Genomic DNA, 19,559 nt, shown 5'->3' with positions numbered 1-19,559 from the left:
GCGGAACGCCGCCGGTGGTCACCTCGCGCACGTGGGCCGAGCGGCTTCGCCGCTTCGGGGACGACCATCACGATCTTCGGTTGGCTTGCGCGGCGGCCTTCAGCCTGGCGCGGTGGTTCCGGGCGAGCTCGGCCGCCCTGGCCTCCGCCTCGGCGAGCCGGGCCGCCATCGGGGCGCGCCAGATGTGGCAGACCGCGAGCGCCAGCGCGTCGGCGGCGTCGGCCGGCTTGGGCGCTTCGGCCAGTCCGAGGATCTTGGTGATCATCATGGTGACCTGGCGCTTGTCGGCGCGGCCGGAACCGCTGACGGCGGCCTTGACCTCGCTGGGCGTGTGGAAGGCGACCGGCAGCTTGCGGCGGGCGGCCGCCAGCGCCACGATGCCCGAGACCTGCGCGGTGCCCATCACGGTGCGCACGTTGTGCTGGCTGAAGACCCGCTCGATCGCCACCACCTCGGGGCGGTGCGCGTCGATCCACTGCTCCACCACTTCGGACACCGCCAGCAGCCGGCTGGACAGTTCGTCCTCCGGCGGGGTGCGCGCCACGCCGACCGCGATGCAGGCGACCTCGCGGCCGCGGCCGCCGTCGACCACGCCGAGGCCGCAGCGGGTCAGCCCGGGGTCGACTCCCAGCACGCGCACGACGCCACCTGCTCCCGCCTGATGAACACTCGTTCGAACCTTATCGAACCGCCGGAGCCCGCGACCACACCGACACGCACGCGCCTCACCCGACCGGGTCAGAACGCGCGGCGTCCTCGGTGGTCAGGGACCGTCGGTCCCGGGCGTCCAGGATTCCGGGAGGCCGCTGTCGGTCAGGACCGGCTGGTACTCGCGGAAACCGCCCGGCGCGTCGGGCTGCCACGGGAACTTGCCGTCGTCCGGGCTGGAGGCGATCAGCTGCACCGCCGGGAAGTCCGGCCCGTTGTAGACCAGGAACGCGCTGCCCAGGTACTCCGGGTAGTGCTGCAGCGCGACCTTCTCGAAGGTGACCGGGCAGCCCTGCAGGAAGCCGTCGTAGAGCTGACCCGGCTGGAACCGCTCGCCGCCGCCGACCCGCTGCACGTAGGTGTTGACCACCGCGTGCGCGACCTCCTTGGGCAGACCGATCACGACGACCTCGGGCTTGCCGAAGCGCCGCCACGCGCCGACCGAGAACGCGTACGCCGCGCCGCTGTCGTCGCCCGCCACGTGCATCACCGCGGCCCCGTGCTTGTCCGCGGTGTTCACCATCCACTTGCGCAGAGCCTCATCCGTGTCGACCACGGCGCCATTCTGCCTGCGGAGCAGATCCGCTCCCGCCGCCACCCGGGCGTCGGCCACTGTGGACACCGGCGGGAGCGGGCCGAGCACGCCGCGTGGCCGCCGGCTCCCCGAGCCGACAAAAGCGACCGGCCCCGCTGCTGGGGGCCGGTCGCTCCATCGGTCACTGGCGGTGGCGATGCCACCGCTGCGCACCGGTTACGCGTTGACCTCTTCGAGCACCGCGTCCGACACGTCGAAGTTGGCGAAGACGTTCTGCACGTCGTCGCAGTCCTCGAGGGCGTCGATCAGCTTGAAGATCTTGCGGGCCGCGTCGGCGTCGAGCTCGACGTTGACCGAGGCCAGGAAGTTCGACTCCGCCGAGTCGTACTCGATGCCCGCCGCCTGCAGCGCCTTGCGCACCTCGACCAGGTCGGTCGGGTCGGCCAGGATCTCGTAGCTGTCACCGAGGTCGTTGATCTCCTCGGCACCTGCCTCCAGCACCGCGGAGAGCACGTCGTCCTCGCTGAGCCCGTTCTTCGGCAGCAGCACGACACCCTTGCGGTTGAACATGTAGGACACCGAGCCCGCGTCGGCCATCGAGCCGCCGTTGCGGGTCATCGCGGTGCGCACCTCGCCCGCGGCGCGGTTGCGGTTGTCGGTCAGGCACTCCACCAGCACTGCGACGCCGTTGGGGCCGTAGCCCTCGTACATGATCGTCTGCCAGTCGGCGCCGCCGGCCTCTTCCCCGGCGCCGCGCTTGCGGGCGCGCTCGATGTTGTCCATCGGGACCGAGTTCTTGCGCGCCTTCTGGACGGCGTCGTACAGGGTCGGGTTGCCCTCGGGATCGCCCCCACCGGTACGAGCGGCAACCTCGATGTTCTTGATCAGCTTCGCGAAGAGCTTGCCGCGCTTGGCGTCGAGGGCGGCCTTCTTGTGCTTGGTGGTGGCCCACTTGGAGTGGCCGCTCATCTCTCCTCCGTCTTTCTACGCCTGCGCCGTGGAACCAAGCCGCGCGCGGACGATCTGTACGAAATAGCGGTGCACGCGCTCGTCCCCGCCGACCAGCTCCGGGTGGAAAGCGGTGGCGAGCACCGGTCCCTGCTGAACCGCGACGATCCTACCGGCGGCCGCATCCCGCCCGGTGGTGTCCGGGTCATCGGGCCCCGAGTCAGGTACTGCGGCCAGCACGTCGACATCGTCACCGACCTTCTCCACCCAGGGTGCGCGGATGAACACCGCGTGCACGGGGCCGTCCGGGATGCCGGCGAATTCCAGGTCCGTTTCGAAGGAATCGACCTGCCTGCCGAAGGCGTTGCGCCGCACGACGACGTCCAGCGCGCCCAGCGGGCGGACCGCCGGCAGTTCCCGGTCCCCTCGGATGTCACTGTCGAGCACTCCACTGGAGAGCATGATCATCCCGGCGCACGAGCCGTACGCGGGCAGACCCGCCGCGAGGCGTTCGCGCAACGGTTCGTAGAGCTCGAAGGTGTCGAGCAGACGGGTCATGGTGGTCGACTCGCCGCCCGGCAGCACGATGCCCTGCACCGCCGCCAGCTCCTCCGCTCGGCGAACCGGCCGGGCATCGGCCCCGCTGCGCTCCAGCGCGGCCAGGTGCTCGGCGACGCCGCCTTGCAGAGCGAGGACTCCGATCACGGGTTTCGTCACGGTTCCGATTCTCCTGCACTTCCGTCCACAACCGAAGGCCGGGATGCGCGGCCCGCAGGCCCCCGGCAGTCCGACTGCCGCAATTTCAATGGAAATCGAAGGTCCGATTTCCATTGAAATTGCGGCGACCTACCCCGCCAGGCCGGTGAGCCTCAGCAGGGCCGTGGTGGCCGCCGCGGCTGCCACCACCAACACGAACGGCGCCCGCCGCCACGCCAGCACGCCGCCGACCGCGACGCCCGCGAAGCGGGCCCAGCCGGCGAAGCCGCCGGACTCGAAGGCGGTGCTGGTGGCGACGAAGGCGCCGAGCAGCACGATCGCGGCGATCGACAGCAGCTGCTCCAACCGCTCCGAGATCTGGATCCGGCCGCGCAGCAGCGGGCCGGCCAGCCGCATGGCGTAGGTGCCGGCGGCCAGCGCGAAGATCACGCCGAGAGTCATCGGGCCTCCTCCCCCACCAGTCGCTTCGGCAACGGCAGCGCGGCGGCGAGGCCGACCAGCGCGGCCATCACCGGCAGGCCCTCGGGCAGCACCGGCGTGGTCAGCAAGGCCACGAACGCGCCCACCGCGACCGCCCGCAGGGTCCGGAACTCCCGCAGCGACGGCATGATCAGGGCCAGCAGGGCTGCGGGCATCGCCGCATCCAGGCCGAAGGCTCCCGGATCGCCGACGCTCTGGCCGAGCAGGCCGCCGAGGAACACCGAGGGGGCCCAGGCGCAGTACAGGGCGATGCCGGTCAGCCAGTACGCGCGCTTCTTCTGCGCTGTGGTGTCCTGCGCCAGCGCGAACGCCACGGATTCGTCCACCATCAGGTGACTGCCGATCAGCCGGCTCGGCCAGCCGCGGTCCAGCAGGCCGCCGACCGCCATGCCGAACGGGAGGTGCCGGGCGTTGAGCATCAGGCCGCCGAGCACCGCGGTGACCGGGGCGGCGCCCGCGGTGACCAGGCCGACCACCATGAACTCCGAGCCGCCGGCGAACACGACCGCGCCCATCAGCGTGATCATCCACAGCGGCACGCCCTTGCTCACCGCGATGGCGCCGAGCGACGCGCCGACGATGGCCATCGCCAGGGCCATCGACAGCACGTCGCGCACCAGCGCGTCCCGCCAGAATCCCGCTCGTGTTCGCTCTAACGTACTCACGTTCGTTATCCTGAACACCAAGGGCGTTGTTCGTCAAACCGAATCCAAGGACCGACAGAGCGAACAGGCATGAGTGAGACCGAGAACACGGCGGCCGCGCCGCCGCTGGAAACCATCGCCGCCTCCCTGCGCCGCGAACGCGACCGCGCCGGGCTGACCCTCACCGAACTCGCCCGGCGCGCCGGGATCGCGAAATCCACCCTGTCGCAGCTCGAATCCGGCACCGGCAACCCCAGCGTGGAAACGCTCTGGGCGCTGGGCGTGGCACTGGGCGTGCCCTTCAGCCGCCTCGTCGATCCACCGACGCCGCAGGTGCGGGTCGTGCGGGCCGGGCAGGTCCCGCTCGTGCGCTCGGAGCAGTCGACCTACGCCGCGGCGCTGCTGTCCTCCGGCCGCTCCGGGGCCCGTCGCGACCTCTACGTCCTCGAACTGGAGCCGGGCGGGGTCCGCCACGCGGACGCCCACATCCCAGGATCGGTGGAGCACGTCGTCCTCACCTCCGGACGCCTGCTGGCAGGTCCGGAGGAGAACCCGGTGGAGCTCGGCGTGGGTGACTACATCTCCTTCTCCGGCGACGTGCCCCACATGTACGAAGCCCTCGAACCGGCCACCCGAGCGGTCCTCGTCATGGAGCACGCCTGACGCGCGGCCGGGGCACCCGGAGGCACCCCGGCCGCGTCGGGGTCACCAGCCGCGCTGGGCGTAGCGCTGCTGCTCGGTGAGGTCGTCGAGGTTGATGCCGACCATCGCCTCGCCGAGGCCCCGGGAGACCTTCGCGATCACGTCCGGGTCGTCGTAGAACGTCGTCGCCTTGACGATCGCCTCGGCGCGCTTCGCCGGGTCGCCGGACTTGAAGATGCCCGAGCCGACGAAGACGCCCTCCGCACCCAGCTGGCGCATCATCGCCGCGTCCGCCGGGGTAGCGATGCCGCCCGCGGTGAACAGCACGACCGGCAGCTTCCCGGTCCTGGCGATCTCCTGGACCAGCTGCACCGGGGCGCGCAGCTCCTTCGCCGCGACGTAGAGCTCGTCCTCGCCGAGCACCGACAGCCGCCGGATGTCGGCGCGGATCTGCCGCATGTGGCGGGTCGCCTCCACGACGTTGCCGGTGCCGGCCTCGCCCTTGGAGCGGATCATCGCCGCACCCTCGGAGATCCGCCGCAGCGCCTCGCCGAGGTTGGTCGCGCCGCACACGAACGGCACGGTGTAGGCCCACTTGTCGATGTGGTTGACCTCGTCGGCCGGGGTGAGCACCTCGGATTCGTCGATGTAGTCCACGCCCAGCGACTGCAGGACCTGCGCCTCGACGAAGTGGCCGATGCGCGCCTTGGCCATCACCGGGATGGAGACGGCGTCGATGATGCCCTCGATCATGTCCGGGTCGGACATCCGGGCCACGCCGCCCTGGACGCGGATGTCGGCGGGCACCCGCTCCAGCGCCATGACCGCGACCGCACCGGCGGCCTCGGCGATCTTGGCCTGCTCGGGCGTCACCACGTCCATGATCACGCCGCCCTTGAGCATTTCTGCCATGCCGCGCTTGACCCCGTCAGTGCCGGTCCGGGCGTTGTTGGCGGTGTCCTTGGCGTCGACGGTAGTCACCTTCGGCCTTCCTGTCGTCCTGCTCTGCCGCGACAAGGCTATTCCCGAACTGGACCATTTCCACGGTCCACTAACCGCGATTTCCGGTAGTCCACTTGCCCGGCGGCGACATCACTCCCATGCCGGGTGACCACCGGCCTTGCACGACCCGAACGCGAGGTGTGTGATCGGAGACACAGTCGGTCGCCGGGAGCTAGCAGGGGGTACTCATGGGCACGAAGCAAAGCGGCACAGTAGGAGGGCCGGCGATACCGGCCCCCTCAGATCCCGCGAAGATCCGCAACGTGGTGCTGGTCGGCCCGTCGGCCGCCGGCAAGACCACGCTCGCCGAGGCGATGCTGGCCGCCACCTCGACGATTCCCAGATCGGGCAAGGTCACAGAGGGCACCACGGTGTGCGACCACGAGCCCGCCTCGATCGAGCAGCAGCGGTCCATCGGCCTGGCCATCGCGCCGATGAACCACGGCGACGTCAAGATCAACCTGATCGACACGCCCGGCTACGCGGACTTCGTCGGCGAGCTGCGCGCCGGGCTGCGCGCGGCGGACGCCGCCCTGTTCGTCGTCTCGGCGACCGAAGGCGTCGACGCCGCGACCCGCGCGATCTGGCAGGAGTGCGCCGCGGTCGGCATGCCGCGAGCCGTGCTCATCGCCCGGCTGGACCAGCCGCGCTCCGACTTCGACACCGCGCTGCTGAGCTGCCAGGACGCGTTCGGCTCGGGCGTGCTGCCGCTGTACCTGCCGCACTTCGACTCCGACGGCGAGTTCTTCGGCCTGATCGGCCTGCTCACCGAGCAGATCTACGAGCTCGGCGGCACCGTCTCGGCCGACGATCGGCTGCGCGAGCAGATCGACCGGCCGCGCGGCGAGCTCATCGAGGCGATCATCGCCGAGAGCGAGGACGAGTCGCTGATGGACCGGTACCTCAACGGCGAGCAGATCGACGAGGACACGCTGATCGCCGACCTGGAGAAGGCCGTGGCGAAGGGCGGCCTGCACCCGGTGCTGCCGGTGTGCGCGCTGACCGGGGTCGGCATCCGCGAGGTGCTCGAAGGCATCCGGCGCGGCTTCCCGTCGCCGCTGGAGCACCCGTTGCCGGAGTTCACCGACCCGCAGGGCCGCGACCCGCACCCGCTCACCCCGGACCCGGCGGGGCCGCTGGCGGCCGAGGTCGTGCACACCTCGGTCGACTCGTACGTGGGCCGCGTGTCGCTGGCTCGGGTGTTCTCCGGCACGATGCGCCCCGAGCGCCCGGTGCACGTCTCCGGGCACGGGATGGCGGAGCGCGGGCACCCGGACCACGACGAGGACGAGCGGGTGGCGCACCTCTACTCGCCGCTGGGCGTGAACCTGCGCGAGGTGTCGCACTGCATCGCGGGCGACCTGTGCGCGCTGACCAAGATCGGCTCGGCCGAGACCGGCGACACGCTGTCCGATCCGTCCGACCCGCTGCTGCTCAAGCCGTGGCCGATGCCGGAACCGCTGCTGCCGATCGCGGTCACCGCGCACACCCGCAGCGACGAGGACGCGCTGGCGCGCAACCTCAACCGGCTGATCGCCGCCGACCCGAGCCTGCGGCTGGAACGCGACAGCGAGACGCACCAGCTGGTGCTGTGGTGCATGGGCGAGGCGCACGCGGAGGTGGTGCTGCAACGCCTGCGCGAGGGCGGCGCCGAGATCGACACGGTGCCGGTGCGGGTGCCCCTGCGGCAGACCTTCGTCCAGCCCGCCAAGGGCCACGGACGGCACGTCAAGCAGTCCGGCGGGCACGGCCAGTACGCGGTGTGCGACATCGAGGTGGAGCCGCTGCCGCGCGGTTCCGGCGTCGAGTTCACCGAGCGCGTGGTCGGCGGCGCGGTGCCGCGGCAGTTCATCCCGAGCGTGGAGAAGGGCGTGCGGGCGCAGATCGAGAAGGGCATCAACGAGGGCGCCCCGCTGGTGGACGTGCGGGTCACGCTGGTGGACGGCAAGGCGCACAGCGTCGACTCCTCCGACGCGGCGTTCCAGGCGGCGGGCGCGCTGGCGCTCAAGGCCGCCGCCGAGCAGGCGGGGCTGGTCACGCTGGAACCGGTCGACGAGGTCGCGGTCCGCATTCCCGACGAACACCTCGGGGCGGTGCTGGGCGACCTGTCCAGCCGCCGCGGCAAGGTCGTCGGCACGGAGCCGGAGGACAGCGGGTGGACCGTGGTGCGCGCGCACGTGCCCGCGAGCGAGCTCGTGCGCTACACGGTGAACGTGCGGTCGCTGAGCTCCGGCAGCGCGACCTTCACTCGGCAGTTCGAGAGCTACGAGCCGATGCCGGAGTCCCTCATCCCGCAGAAGTGACCGGGGCGCCCGGTCCCGCGGTCCCGCAATTTCAATGGAAATCGGACCTTCGATTTCCATTGAAATTGCGTAACGCCGACGGCGGGCCGCGTCAGCGGTCGCGGTAGGAGATGTGCACCGCGATCAGCCGTTGGGCGATCGTGACCAGCGACAGGGCCACCAGCAGCCAGACGGCGACGTCCAGCACGTACGGCACGCCCAGGCCGTGCAGGCCGGTGCCGACCAGGACCACGAGGAACCGCTCGGCTCGCTCCGCGAGGCCGCCGTCGGCGCTGAGGCCGTTGGCCTCCGCGCGCGCCTTCACGTAGGAGATCACCTGGGCGCTCACCAGGCAGATCAGCAGCGCCAGGCCGCGCAGGTGGTTCACGTCGACGACCAGCGCCCACCACACCAGCGCGCCGAACAGCGCGCCGTCGACCAGCCGGTCGCAGCTCGCGTCCAGCACGCCGCCGAACCGCGTCGCCTTGCCGCCGGCCCGCGCCATCGCGCCGTCGAGGATGTCGAAGAGCAGGAACACCGCGACCACCACGGTGCCCACGAACAGCTGGCCGCGCGGGAAGAACCACATCGCCGCCCCGGCGCTGGCGACCGTGCCGGCCACCGTGACCGCGTTCGGCGACAGCCCGAGGCGGACCAACCCCGCGCCGATCGGGTCGGTCAGTCGCGAAATGGAAGCCCGCGCGAAGATGTTGAGCATTGCGTGAAGTATCAGCCGCCTGTGCACCGAGTGTCGTTTCCTGCAGATTAGCCGCAGCTGATCAATCGCACGGCAGGTGTGCGGGAACAACCGGGTGCCGTGACCGCGAACACAGGCGGAATAATTGAACTTTCAATTTGGTTCTTCGGACGAGATTGCCACTTCGTTCTCCCCTGGAGGCAGCATGACCGCAACCGCGCAGATCCCCGGCTACGTCGCGGGCACCTGGGACATCGACACCGTGCACTCGGACATCCAGTTCACCGTGCGGCACATGGGCGTCGGCAAGTCCCGTGGCCGGTTCGGCGCGTTCCAGGGCGAAATCGTCACCGCGGCCGACCCGCTGGAGTCGACCGTCACCGCCACCATCGACGCCACGTCGATCGACACCGGCAACGCCGACCGCGACGCGCACGTGCGCAACGCCGACTTCCTCGACGTGGAGCAGTTCCCCACCGCGACCTTCCGCTCCACCGGCGTCCGCCAGGACGGCGAGGACTTCGTGATCGACGGCGAGTTCACCCTGCACGGCGTCACCAAGCCCGTGTCGCTGGAGACCGAGCTGGGCGGCTTCACCGAGGACGGCCTGCTGGGCCTGTCGGCCAAGGTGGTCCTCAACCGCACCGACTTCGGCGTCGGCCCGGCCGGCGGCGCGATGATCGGCGAGAAGATCACCATCACGCTCGACATCGAGGCCAAGCTCCGCGGCTGAGCGACGACGGCACGACGGGCCGAGGACGATCACGTCCTCGGCCCGTCGCCGTCCGGGAGCAGTTTCAATTGAAACTGCGAGACCCAAGGGGACCGCAGTTTCAATTGAAACTGCGGACCACCCGATCAGTCCGCTTCGGACCAGGCGGTGGCGAGCAGCCGGCGGGTCTCGCCGAGCAGCTGCGGCAGCACCTTCGTGTGGCCGATGACCGGCATGAAGTTCGAGTCGCCGCCCCAGCGGGGCACCACGTGCTGGTGCAGGTGCGCCGCGATGCCCGCCCCCGCCACCGGCCCCTGGTTGAGCCCGATGTTGAACCCGTGCGGCGCGGAAACCCGCCGGATCACCCGCATCGCCCGCTGCGTGTACTCCGCGACCGCCACCGTCTCCGCCGCGCTGAGCTCGGTGTAGTCGGCCACGTGCCGGTACGGCAGCACCATCAGGTGCCCCGGGTTGTACGGGTACAGGTTGAGGATCGCGAAGACCAGCTCGTCGCGCGCGACGATCAGCGTCTCGTCGTCCGGCCGCCCCGACTCGAGCAGCCGGCAGAACGGGCAGCCGTCGCTGTCGTCGCCCTCCGGCTTGTTCTCGCCCTGGATGTAGGCCATCCGGTGAGGGGTCCACAGCCGCTGCAACGCGTCCGGCACCCCGACGCCCGACTGCTCGGTCAGTTCGACGCCCTCCGGGCCGCGAACTCCGCTCACGCCCGCTCCGCCTGGAAGTTCTCCGCGGTCGGCGAGGCGTTCTCGCGGCGCCCGATCCAGTCCTCCAGCGCGGCCACCGCGGCGTCCACCGGCACGCCGTTGATCTGGCTGCCGTCGCGGAACCGGAACGACACCGCGTCGGCCTCCACGTCCTTGCCGCCGGCCAGCAGCAGGAACGGCACCTTCTGCGTGGTGTGGGTGCGGATCTTCTTCTGCATGCGGTCGTCGCTGGTGTCGACGTCGATGCGGATTCCCTTGGCGCGCAACGTCTTCGCCACCCGCTGCAGGTGCTCGACGTGCTCGTCGGCGATCGGGATGCCGACCACCTGCTGCGGCGCCAGCCAGGCCGGGAAGGCGCCCGCATAGTGCTCGGTCAGCACGCCGAAGAACCGCTCGATCGAGCCGAACAGCGCCCGGTGGATCTTGACCGGCCGCTGCTTGCTGCCGTCCGGCGCGGTGTACTCCAGGTTGAACAGCTCCGGCAGGTGGTAGTCGACCTGGATGGTCGACATCTGCCAGCTGCGGCCCAGCGCGTCCTTGGTCTGCACGGAGATCTTCGGGCCGTAGAAGGCCGCACCGCCCGGGTCGGGCACCAGTTCCAGCCCGGAGTCCTCGGCGGCCGTGCGCAGCGCCTCGGTGGCCACCGCCCAGCTCTCGTCGCTGCCGACGTACTTCTCCTCGTTGCGGGTCGACAGCTCGAGGTAGAAGTCCTCCAGGCCGTAGTCGCGCAGCAGGTCCAGCACGAATTTCAGAAGCGACTTCAGCTCGTCCTGCAGCTGGTCCGGGGTGCAGTAGATGTGCGCGTCGTCCTGCGTCATGCCGCGCACCCGGGTCAGCCCGTGCACCACGCCGGACTTCTCGTACCGGTAGACCGAGCCGAACTCGAACAGCCGCAGCGGCAGCTCCCGGTAGGAACGCCCGCGCGAGCGGTAGATCAGGTTGTGGAACGGGCAGTTCATCGGCTTGAGGTAGTAGTCGACGCCCGGCTTGCGCAGCTCGCCGTCGGCGTCCCGCTCCTCGTCGAGGTGCATCGCCGGGAACATGCCGTCCCGGTACCACTCCAGGTGCCGGGAGGTCTTGAACAGCGTGTCCTTGGTGATGTGCGGGCTGTAGACGAACTCGTAGTCGGCCTGCTCGTGGCGCTTCCGCGAGTAGTCCTCCAGCTCGCGCCGGATGATGCCGCCCTTGGGGTGGAACACCGGCAGCCCGGAGCCGATCTCGTCCGGGAAGGAGAACAGGTCCAGCTCCGCGCCGAGCCGCCGGTGGTCGCGGCGCTCCGCCTCGGCCAGCCACTCCAGGTGCTCGTCGAGCTTCTCCTTGGACTCCCATGCGGTGCCGTAGATCCGCTGCAGCTGCGGGTTGTTCTGGTCGCCCCGCCAGTACGCGGCGGCCACCCGCATCAGCTTGAACGCCGGGATGAACCGGGTGTGCGGCACGTGCGGGCCGCGGCACAGGTCGCCCCAGACGACCTCGCCGTGCCGGTCGATGTTGTCGTAGACGGTCAGCTCGCCGCCGCCGACCTCCATCACCTCGCTGGTGTCCACATCGGACTTGATGTCCACCAGCTCCAGCTTGTACGGCTCGTTCGCCAGCTCATCCTTGGCGGCCTCGACCGACTCCAGGCGGCGGCGGGAGAACTTCTGCCCGGACTTGATGATCTGCTTCATGCGCTTCTCCAGCGCCTGCAGGTCTTCCGGGGTGAACGGGCGGTCCACGTCGAAGTCGTAGTAGAAGCCGTCCCGGACCGGCGGGCCGATGCCCAGCTTCGCGTCGGGGAAGAGGTTCTGCACCGCCTGGGCCAGCACGTGCGCCGCGGAGTGCCGGATGACGCTGCGGCCGTCCTCGGTGTCGGCGGCGACCGCCTCCACCTCGACGTCGGCGTCCGGCGCCCACGCGAGGTCGCGCAGGTCGCCCTCGGCGTCGCGGACCACCACGATCGCGTCCGGCCCCTTCGACGGCAGCCCTGCCTCGGCGACCGCCGCGCCCGCAGTAGTGCCCGCCGGAACCTTCACCCGGAGAGCTTGTTGAGCTTGGGAAGGCTGTACGGACACGATCACTCCTAGGCTGGGCCGGCCGTGGACCGGCGCGGATACTCTTCGGATACCGATGCTATCGGCCAGTCGCGACCCGTTTTCGGCCGCTCCCCGCAGCGGCGCAGGTAGCGGTGCGATCCCCGGCACACGTCTGCCCGCGCAGACGACTTCTGAGAACCAGTGGCGGTGCGAGTTGCGCGCGTGGCGGAAGAAGGAGCGGAACGCGGTCGCAGCCGAGCAGGCTGCCCGCGACGTTCAGCTCCTCGTCGCGACGAGCTGCTCGATCTCCAGGGCCGAGGCGCGATCCCCCGCGTAGGGGCCCTGGACCTTGCTGACGCCGAGCTCGCGCAGCCGGTCGGCCTGCAGCTCGGTGCGCACGCCGGTGGCGAGTGCCGGCAGCCCCAGCAGCTGTGCGCCGCCGACCGCGGCGAGGACCAGGTGCCGGTCCAGCGGGTCCGGGCCGTCCGGATCGGCCAGGCTCGCCAGGTGCGGCCCGTCGATGCGCACCCCGGCCAGCGGCAGGCCGCGCAGCCGGCCCAGCCGCGCGTAGTCGTCGCCGAACTCGTAGACCACCAGCTTGATGCCCATGTCGGCGAAGATCTCCAGGGTGTCGACCGGGTCGTCCTGGTGGTCGAACAGGGCCGACTCCGGCAGCCCCAGCGCCAGCGCGCCCGGCGGCAGCCCGGTGCGCCGCAGGACTTCCTGCACGTCGGCGACGAGCTCGGGGTCGCGGCAGTGCCGCAGCGACAGGTTCACCGTGGGCACCGGCGCGTCCGCGCCGAGCTGCCGCACCCAGCGCGCCGCGTGCTCGCACACCTGCTCCAGCACCCAGCTGCCGAGCCGGACGATCAGCCCGGTCTCCTCGGCCAGCCCGAGGAACTGCTCGTCGCCCAGCTCACCGAACTCCGCGTGGTCCCAGCGCACGGCCGCGGCGGCGCCCGCCAGCGCGCCGGAGGGCAGGTCCAAGATCGGCTCGTACTCGACGAACAGCTCGTTCTGGTCCACGGCGGCGGGCAGCTCCGCCGAGAGCCTGAACCGGTCGCGCGCCTCGGCGTTGCGCTCGGGGTCGAACAGCACCCATTGCGCGCGGCCGTCGCTCTTGGCCCGGTAGAGGGTGATGTCGGCGTCCCGCAGCAGCGCCTCGGCGTCAGTGCCGGCCACCTCGCTCTCGACGACGCCGACACTGGCCGAAGCGCGGAGCTCGTGCGCGCCGATCAGCACCGGCCGGGTGATTTCGCGCAGCAGGCGTTCCACCAGGTCGATCACCGGCCCGGCGCCGGACGAGTCGGGCACCAGCACCACGAACTCGTCGCCGCCCATCCGCACCGCTTCCGCACCGGCCTCGGCGGCCAGCGCTTCGAGGCGCTGCGCGACCTGCCGCAGCAGCCGGTCGCCGATCGGGTGGCCGAGGCTGTCGTTGACCGCTTTGAACCCGTCGAGGTCGAAGTAGCACAGCCCGACCCGGCGGCCGGGGCGGTTCGGTTCCAGCGCGGCGGCCAGGCTCGACTCCAGCTTGGTGCGGTTGCCCAGGCCGGTCAGCGGATCCCGGACGGCCTGCCGGCGGAAGTGCTCCTGGAGCATGTGCCGGTCGGTGATGTCCTCGTAGAGCAGCACGAGGTAGTCCGGTTCGCCGCGGGCGTCGCGGACCAGCGACCCGGACAGCTGGGTCCACACGTGCGAGCCGTTGGGCTCGGTGAAGCGGATGTCCAGGAAGTCCTGGTCGGTGTCGCCCGTGGCCAGCGCGGCGACGGTGTCGGCGAGCTTGATCAGCCAGCCCTCGTCGGCCAGCTCGTACACCGTGCCGCCGACGAGCTCACCCGCCGGCCGCCGGAAGATCCGCGTCAGCGCCGGGTTGGTCTCCTCGATCACCCCGTCCAGCGTGACGATCGCGATGCCCAGCGCCGATGCCGTGAACACCGCCCGCGAACGCGCCTCGCTGGCGCGCAGTGCCTCCTCCGCCGCGTCCCGGGCGTCAGAGACGGCGCGCTGGATCACCTCCTGCTCGCACAGCGTCTGCTCCCGCAGCGCGCCGGCGTACCCGGCGGCCAGCTCGCCGAGCACCGCGGTCAGCCTCGCCGGTTCGGCCTCGCGGAACTTCGGGAGCTCCGCGGCGAGATGCCGCAGCGTGCGCGCCAGGGCCGTCGAGTTGGTGAGGTGCGCGCCGACGAGCCGCTCACCGACGTCGCGCGCGGCCTCCACCCCGCCGCCGCCGAGCTCGCCCACCAGTTCCTCGTAGCACTTGCCCAGGAAGGCTTCGAGATCGCGGCGGCCCATCGGGACGTAGCTGGTGTTGATGATCTGGCCGGCCCACTGCCGGACCACCTGGTCCGCTCGCGGCTGCCCGTCCGCCGGTCCCCCCATACCTGGCATCCGGGTCACACCTTGCGCCCCACGGCGCCGTAGACGATCGACCGCTCCGGGTTCTCCCACACGTCGTCCTCGGTGTCGGGGCGCCAGTCGGGCACGTAGACCACGCCCGGCTCGACGATCTCGAAGTCGTCGAGCATCCCGGCCACCTCGGCGCGGGTGCGCAGGGTGACGGGGTTGGTGCTGCTCTTGTACAGCTCGACCAGCCCCTGGACGCCTTCCGGGTAGTGGTCACCGGTGACGTGGGAGAAGCCGAGGTAGCTGCCGGCCGGCAACCGATCGTAGTAGTGGCGGATGACCTCCCGGGGCTTGCTGTCGTCCGGGACGAAGTGCACGAGCGCGACCATCATGACCGCGATGGGCTGGGAGAAGTCGAGCAGCCGCCGGGTCTCCGGCGCGTCCAGGACGTCCTCGACGTCGACCAGATCGGCTTGCACGATCGTGGCGTTCTCGTTGTCGCCGAGGATCGACCGGCTGTGCGCGACGGCGACCGGCTCGTTGTCGACGTAGACCACGCGGGCGCCCGGGTCGACGGCCTGGGCGATCTCGTGCACGTTGCCGGCGGTGGGGATGCCGGAGCCGATGTCCAGGAACTGCCGCACACCCTGGTCCAGGCAGTACCGGACCGCGCGGCGCAGGAACGCGCGGTTGTTCACCGCGACCTCCTGCACGTTCGGCACGACCTCCATCACCTTGCGGCCGAGCTCGCGGTCGACGGCGAAGTTGTGCGCCCCGCCTAAGTAGAAGTCGTAGCACCTCGCGGCGCTGGGCTTCTCCAGGTCGACGCCTTCGGGTATCCAGTCCGGCCGCATCCGCGGGACCTCCAGAGCTCGGTCTTCCGGCGCCCCGAGGCACGGCCGTGATCGGGATCATCTGGAACGTTCGAGTTCGACGTCGCCGCGACCGGAGCATTGATCAACGCGGCGATCTTACTGTCACCCAGGGCGTCTAGTCACGTACTCAGCGTTGCCATCTCTGAGCCCGCGGAACCGGTATGACCATTGTCACCGTCCGCATCGCGGGATCCGGGGTAAGGGATACCTAAGCTGGTGGGGTCTTGGTGGACGGCCACCAGGCCCAGTCGTGGGCCAGCAAGTCAAGCGCCGCCATCCGGCCGACCCCCGTTCGGCCCGGAGCGGGCGTAGGAGGAGATTGAATGACTCGCCCACTGCGGGTAGCGATCGTCGGGGCCGGGCCGGCCGGCGTGTACGCCGCCGACATCCTGACCAAGTCCGAGACGCCGGTCGAGATCGACCTGCTGGACCGGATGCCCGCGCCCTACGGCTTGATCCGCTACGGCGTGGCCCCCGACCACCCGCGCATCAAGGGCATCGTCAGCGCCCTGCACCGGGTGCTGGAGAAGCCCGAGATCCGGTTCGTCGGACATGTCGACTACGGCGTGGACCTCAAGCTGGACGACCTGCGCCACCACTACGACGCGATCATCTTCGCCACCGGCGCGGACAAGGACCGGGCGCTGGACATCCCGGGCATCGACCTGCCGCACAGCTACGGCGCCGCCGACTTCGTCTACTGGTACGACGGCTATCCGGAGGCCCCGCGCGACTGGACGCTGGACGGCGAGGAGGTCGCCGTGATCGGCGCCGGCAACGTGGCGCTGGACGTGGCCCGGGTGCTGGCGAAGCAGGCCGATGACCTGCTGAGCACCGAGATCCCGGAGAACGTGCACGCGGGCCTGAAGGACTCCCGGGTCACCGACGTGCACCTGTTCGCCCGCCGCGGCCCGGCGCAGGCGAAGTTCACCCCGCTGGAACTGCGCGAGCTCGACCACCAGGCCGACGTGGAGATCATCGTGCACCCGGAGGGCTTCGAGCTCGACGAGGCCAGCGAGGAGGCGATCCGCACCAACAACCAGGTGAAGACGATCGTCAAGACGCTGCAGGACTGGGCGCTGCGGGACCCGAAGCACGACACCGCGCGGCGGCTGCACCTGCACTTCCTGCGTTCGCCGGTCGAGGTGCAGGGCACCGACCGGGTCGAGGGCTTCAAGGTCGAGGTCATGGAGCTCACCGGCGACGGCAACGTGCGCGGCACCGGCGAGTACGAGACCTACCCGGTGCAGCAGGTCTACCGCGCGGTCGGCTACCTGAGTTCGCCGCTGGCGGACATCCCGTTCGACCACGGCACCGGCACGGTGCCCAACGCCGGCGGCCGGGTGCTGGACCTGGACGGCGAGCACATCCCGGGCGTCTACGCGACCGGCTGGATCAAGCGCGGACCGGTGGGCCTGATCGGCCACACCAAGGGCGACGCGCTGGAGACGATCAACAACCTGCTCGCCGACCTGCCGACGATGCCGCAGGCGGAGGAGCCGGCGAACGACAGCATCCTGCGGCTGCTCGAAGAGCGCGGCGTGGAGTACACGACGTGGGAGGGCTGGGGCCGCCTGGACGCGCACGAGAAGGCGCTGGGCGAGGCCCAGGGCCGCGAGCGCGTCAAGGTCGTGCCGCGCGAGGAGATGGTGCGGATCTCCCGCGCCGAATGATCTTCTCGGCCTGAAGGGCGCCTCCGAGCAACCGGCTCGGAGGCGCCTTTCGCGTTTCCACCGGCCGTGATTTCGAACGGCGTGCGACCTGCCGGTTGTGTGGCGTACTACGGTGTCGGGAGACGCCATTCGCGACGCGCAAAGGATGGGCACGTTGACCGCGACCGAGATCCCGGACACCACCCGAGCAGAACTCGACACCGTCCTGCAGCGAGCCGCTGACGCCGCCGATGCCTTCGGCGCGCAGCCGCCCGCTACCCGCGCCCGGCAGCTCCGCGCCGTCGCGGACGCGCTCGACGCCGCAGCCGGCGAGCTGGTGCCGCTGGCGATGGCCGAGTCCAACCTGTCCGAGGGGCGGTTGACCGGGGAGCTCAAGCGCACCACGTTCCAGCTGCGGCTGTTCGCCGAGGTCCTGGACGAGGGCCGCTACCTGCAGGCCACCCTGGACCGCGCGGACGCCGGATTCCCGTTGGGCGCCAAGCCGGATCTGCGCCGGATCCTGCAGCCCGTCGGCCCGGTCCTGGTGTTCGCGGCGAGCAACTTCCCGTTCGCGTTCTCCGTCGCCGGCGGCGACACGGCGTCGGCGCTCGCGGCGGGCTGCCCGGTGGTGCTCAAGGGCCACCCCGGGCATCCGCAGTTGTCCGTGCGCACCGGCGAGATCATCGTCGAGGCCTTGCGCTCCGCCGGCGCACCGGACGGTGCGTTCGCCGTCGTGCTCGGCTTCGAGGTCGGCACCGCGGCGCTGCAGGACCCGCGGATCAAGGCCGCGGCGTTCACCGGCTCGGTCCCGGCGGGTCGCGCGCTGTTCGACATCGCCAACTCGCGGCCGACGCCGATCCCGTTCTTCGGCGAGCTCGGCAGCCTGAACCCGGTGTTCGTCACGCCCGGCGCGGTGCGCGCCCGCGGCGAGGAGATCGCCAAGGGCTACGTGACGTCGTACTCGGGCAACGCCGGGCAGCTGTGCACCAAGCCGGGCCTGCTGTTCCTGCCCGCCGACCACGGCCTGGACGAGACGCTGGCGGCGGAGTCGAAGGCCGTCGCGGCGCACAAGCTGCTCAACGAGCGGCTACACGAGGGCTACTGCGGGCGGCGGGCAGCCGTCACCGAGGTGCCGGGCGTGCGGGTGCTGGCCGAAGGCAGCGTGGACGACGGCGCGGTGCCGACGCTGCTGGCCACCGACGTCGAGACGCTCCTGGCCAATCGCGAGGCGCTGCTCGAGGAAGTCTTCGGCCCGCTGTCCATTGTGGTCACCTATGCCTCGGAGGACGACGCGCGGCGCGCGGCCGAGGCGTTCGAGGGCAACCTCACGGCGACGCTGCACTCCGAGCCGGACGACACGGAGTTCGCGGCGACCCTGGTGAGCCGCCTGCGCGAGCGCGCGGGCCGGGTGCTGTTCAACGGCTGGCCGACCGGTGTGGCGGTGTCGCCGGCGATGCAGCACGGCGGCCCGTACCCGGCGACGACGGACGCCCGCTTCACCTCGGTGGGAACGGCGTCGATCGACCGCTTCCTGCGCCCGGTGACGTACCAGAACGTCCCGCAGAACCTCCTCCCGGAAGCCCTCCGCGACGAAAACCCCTGGAACATCCCCCAAACCATCCACGAACCCGAGTAACTGTTCGAGCTGGTCAGGACCCCGTGCGTGTTTTGGGGTGCCATAGCGCCCCAAAACACGCACGGGTCACGCCCGGCGCCGGTACGTCGCCACCGTGACCGAAGCCATCGGTGTGACCGGTTTCGGCAGGGCCGCGATGCGGGCCCTCAGGTCTTCGGGGTCGGCGTGCCAGGCGCTGGGGCCCATCGCCACCACCCACTCGGCCGCCGCCTGGGTCAGCGACAGGCTGAACTCGCACGTCTCCTGCTCGACCAGGTCGAAGTGGTCGGCCAGTTGTTCGGTGAGCCGTTCCTGCTTGCGCTCGTCCACGTTGAGCAGGCCGAGCGCCGACACCAGGTCCCCGAGGTGGCCCGGGTTCGGGACGACCACCACCAGCCGGCCGCCGGGGCGCAGCACGCGGTGCATCTCCGCCGCGTTGCGCGGCGCGAAGACGTTCAGCACCGCTGCCGCCGCGCCGCTGCGCAGCGGCAGCGCTTGCCATGCGTCGGCCACCGCGGCGCCCATGCGCGGGTGGGCCTTCGCCGCGCGGCGGCAGGCGTACTTGGAGACGTCCAGCGCGACCCCGACGCGGTCCGAATCCGCCAGGGCCCGCGCGAGGTAGTAACCCGTACCGGCGCCGATGTCCACAACGCAGCCGTCGAGCGGGGCCACCGCCGATGCCACCGCGTCGGCGATCGGGGCATAGTGACCCGCTTCGAGGAACTCCGCTCGCGCCGCGACCATCGCCGCCGTGTCACCGACGACCTTCGTGCCGCCCGGCAGCAGGCTCACGTAGCCCTGGCGCGCGATGTCGAACACGTGGTTCGCCGCGCAGCGCAGGCTGTTCCCGGCCCTGTTCAGGTCCGCACCGCAGTGCGGACAGGCCAGCACCGCCACCACGTCGTCCAGCAAGCTCGCCTCCACACGTTCGGTACGAGATTCTAGGAGCCATCCACCGGCAGGGATGGTG

Annotated in this window: 18 protein-coding genes; 5 read left to right on the top strand and 13 right to left on the bottom strand. The window is 70.8% G+C overall.

All coding sequences use genetic code 11. The features are described from left to right. Positions 1–67 precede the first annotated feature (67 nt). The 6 genes from ruvC to ACWEV3_RS31960 form a co-directional block, all read right to left on the bottom strand. Positions 68–640: a crossover junction endodeoxyribonuclease RuvC gene (ruvC, locus tag ACWEV3_RS31985; protein ID WP_452617449.1), complete on the bottom strand. Its 573-nt coding sequence runs from the start codon at positions 638–640 to the stop codon at positions 68–70. A gap of 123 nt (positions 641–763) precedes the next feature. Further along, complete coding sequence (locus tag ACWEV3_RS31980; RefSeq protein WP_235883461.1) at positions 764–1,231, bottom strand: DUF4262 domain-containing protein; 468 nt, start codon at positions 1,229–1,231, stop codon at positions 764–766. A 228-nt stretch (positions 1,232–1,459) separates the two neighbouring features. Beyond that, on the bottom strand, positions 1,460–2,212 hold the full coding sequence (locus ACWEV3_RS31975) for a YebC/PmpR family DNA-binding transcriptional regulator (protein WP_452617448.1): 753 nt from the start codon (positions 2,210–2,212) through the stop codon (positions 1,460–1,462). A gap of 15 nt (positions 2,213–2,227) precedes the next feature. Beyond that, a complete protein-coding gene (pdxT, locus tag ACWEV3_RS31970) occupies positions 2,228–2,908 on the bottom strand; it encodes a pyridoxal 5'-phosphate synthase glutaminase subunit PdxT (protein ID WP_452617447.1) in 681 nt (226 codons plus the stop codon). A gap of 129 nt (positions 2,909–3,037) precedes the next feature. After that, positions 3,038–3,349 (bottom strand): AzlD domain-containing protein, encoded by a 312-nt coding sequence (locus ACWEV3_RS31965; RefSeq protein ID WP_358578540.1) that lies wholly within the window; start codon positions 3,347–3,349, stop codon positions 3,038–3,040. Further along, a complete protein-coding gene (locus tag ACWEV3_RS31960) occupies positions 3,346–4,053 on the bottom strand; it encodes an AzlC family ABC transporter permease (RefSeq protein WP_452617446.1) in 708 nt (235 codons plus the stop codon). Before ACWEV3_RS31960 ends, ACWEV3_RS31965 begins: the two co-directional genes overlap by 4 nt. A 69-nt stretch (positions 4,054–4,122) precedes the next feature. Between ACWEV3_RS31960 and ACWEV3_RS31955 the strand changes: the two genes are divergently transcribed. Then, positions 4,123–4,695: a helix-turn-helix domain-containing protein gene (locus tag ACWEV3_RS31955; protein ID WP_452617445.1), complete on the top strand. Its 573-nt coding sequence runs from the start codon at positions 4,123–4,125 to the stop codon at positions 4,693–4,695. 42 nt (positions 4,696–4,737) lie between these two features. Here ACWEV3_RS31955 and pdxS read toward each other — a convergent pair whose 3' ends face one another. After that, a complete protein-coding gene (gene pdxS / locus ACWEV3_RS31950; RefSeq protein WP_132483549.1) occupies positions 4,738–5,655 on the bottom strand; it encodes a pyridoxal 5'-phosphate synthase lyase subunit PdxS in 918 nt (305 codons plus the stop codon). A gap of 209 nt (positions 5,656–5,864) precedes the next feature. On the opposite strand from pdxS, the gene ACWEV3_RS31945 reads away from it, so the two are divergent. Further along, positions 5,865–7,979, top strand: coding sequence for an elongation factor G-like protein EF-G2 (locus tag ACWEV3_RS31945; protein ID WP_452617444.1), 2,115 nt, complete (start codon positions 5,865–5,867; stop codon positions 7,977–7,979). Between the two features lie 91 nt (positions 7,980–8,070). Here the strand turns inward: ACWEV3_RS31945 and pgsA are convergent, their stop codons facing one another. Beyond that, a complete protein-coding gene (gene pgsA, locus ACWEV3_RS31940; protein ID WP_452617443.1) occupies positions 8,071–8,676 on the bottom strand; it encodes a phosphatidylinositol phosphate synthase in 606 nt (201 codons plus the stop codon). A 184-nt stretch (positions 8,677–8,860) separates the two neighbouring features. Between pgsA and ACWEV3_RS31935 the strand changes: the two genes are divergently transcribed. Further along, a complete protein-coding gene (locus ACWEV3_RS31935; RefSeq protein ID WP_452617442.1) occupies positions 8,861–9,388 on the top strand; it encodes a YceI family protein in 528 nt (175 codons plus the stop codon). A gap of 125 nt (positions 9,389–9,513) precedes the next feature. On the opposite strand, the gene ACWEV3_RS31930 is transcribed toward ACWEV3_RS31935, so the two are convergent. The 4 genes from ACWEV3_RS31930 to ACWEV3_RS31915 all read right to left on the bottom strand — a co-directional run bounded on the left by ACWEV3_RS31930 (position 9,514) and on the right by ACWEV3_RS31915 (position 15,301). After that, positions 9,514–10,089 carry an HIT family protein gene (locus ACWEV3_RS31930; RefSeq protein WP_452617441.1) on the bottom strand — a complete coding sequence of 192 codons (576 nt, stop codon included), beginning with the start codon at positions 10,087–10,089 and terminating at the stop codon, positions 9,514–9,516. Further along, entirely contained in the window at positions 10,086–12,101 is a 2,016-nt protein-coding gene (gene thrS, locus ACWEV3_RS31925) for a threonine--tRNA ligase (RefSeq protein ID WP_452617440.1), read from the bottom strand. The genes ACWEV3_RS31930 and thrS overlap by 4 nt, the downstream gene beginning before the upstream one ends. Before the next feature lie 276 nt (positions 12,102–12,377). Further along, on the bottom strand, positions 12,378–14,492 hold the full coding sequence (locus ACWEV3_RS31920; RefSeq protein WP_452617439.1) for a putative bifunctional diguanylate cyclase/phosphodiesterase: 2,115 nt from the start codon (positions 14,490–14,492) through the stop codon (positions 12,378–12,380). Between the two features lie 5 nt (positions 14,493–14,497). Then, positions 14,498–15,301, bottom strand: a complete 804-nt coding sequence (locus ACWEV3_RS31915; RefSeq protein ID WP_452617438.1) for an SAM-dependent methyltransferase — start codon at positions 15,299–15,301, stop codon at positions 14,498–14,500. Positions 15,302–15,645: 344 nt separating this feature from the next. On the opposite strand from ACWEV3_RS31915, the gene ACWEV3_RS31910 reads away from it, so the two are divergent. Both ACWEV3_RS31910 and ACWEV3_RS31905 read left to right on the top strand, forming a co-directional pair. Next, entirely contained in the window at positions 15,646–16,995 is a 1,350-nt protein-coding gene (locus tag ACWEV3_RS31910) for an FAD-dependent oxidoreductase (RefSeq protein ID WP_452617437.1), read from the top strand. A gap of 154 nt (positions 16,996–17,149) precedes the next feature. After that, on the top strand, positions 17,150–18,610 hold the full coding sequence (locus tag ACWEV3_RS31905; RefSeq protein WP_452617436.1) for an aldehyde dehydrogenase (NADP(+)): 1,461 nt from the start codon (positions 17,150–17,152) through the stop codon (positions 18,608–18,610). Between the two features lie 66 nt (positions 18,611–18,676). On the opposite strand, the gene ACWEV3_RS31900 is transcribed toward ACWEV3_RS31905, so the two are convergent. Continuing rightward, positions 18,677–19,501: a putative RNA methyltransferase gene (locus ACWEV3_RS31900; RefSeq protein WP_452617435.1), complete on the bottom strand. Its 825-nt coding sequence runs from the start codon at positions 19,499–19,501 to the stop codon at positions 18,677–18,679. Positions 19,502–19,559: the final 58 nt, after the last annotated feature.

It is taken from the genome of Saccharopolyspora sp. NPDC003752 (genome assembly GCF_053605825.1).
Note: the sequence above shows the minus strand (reverse complement) of the source record. Positions and strands in the feature narration are given on the sequence as shown.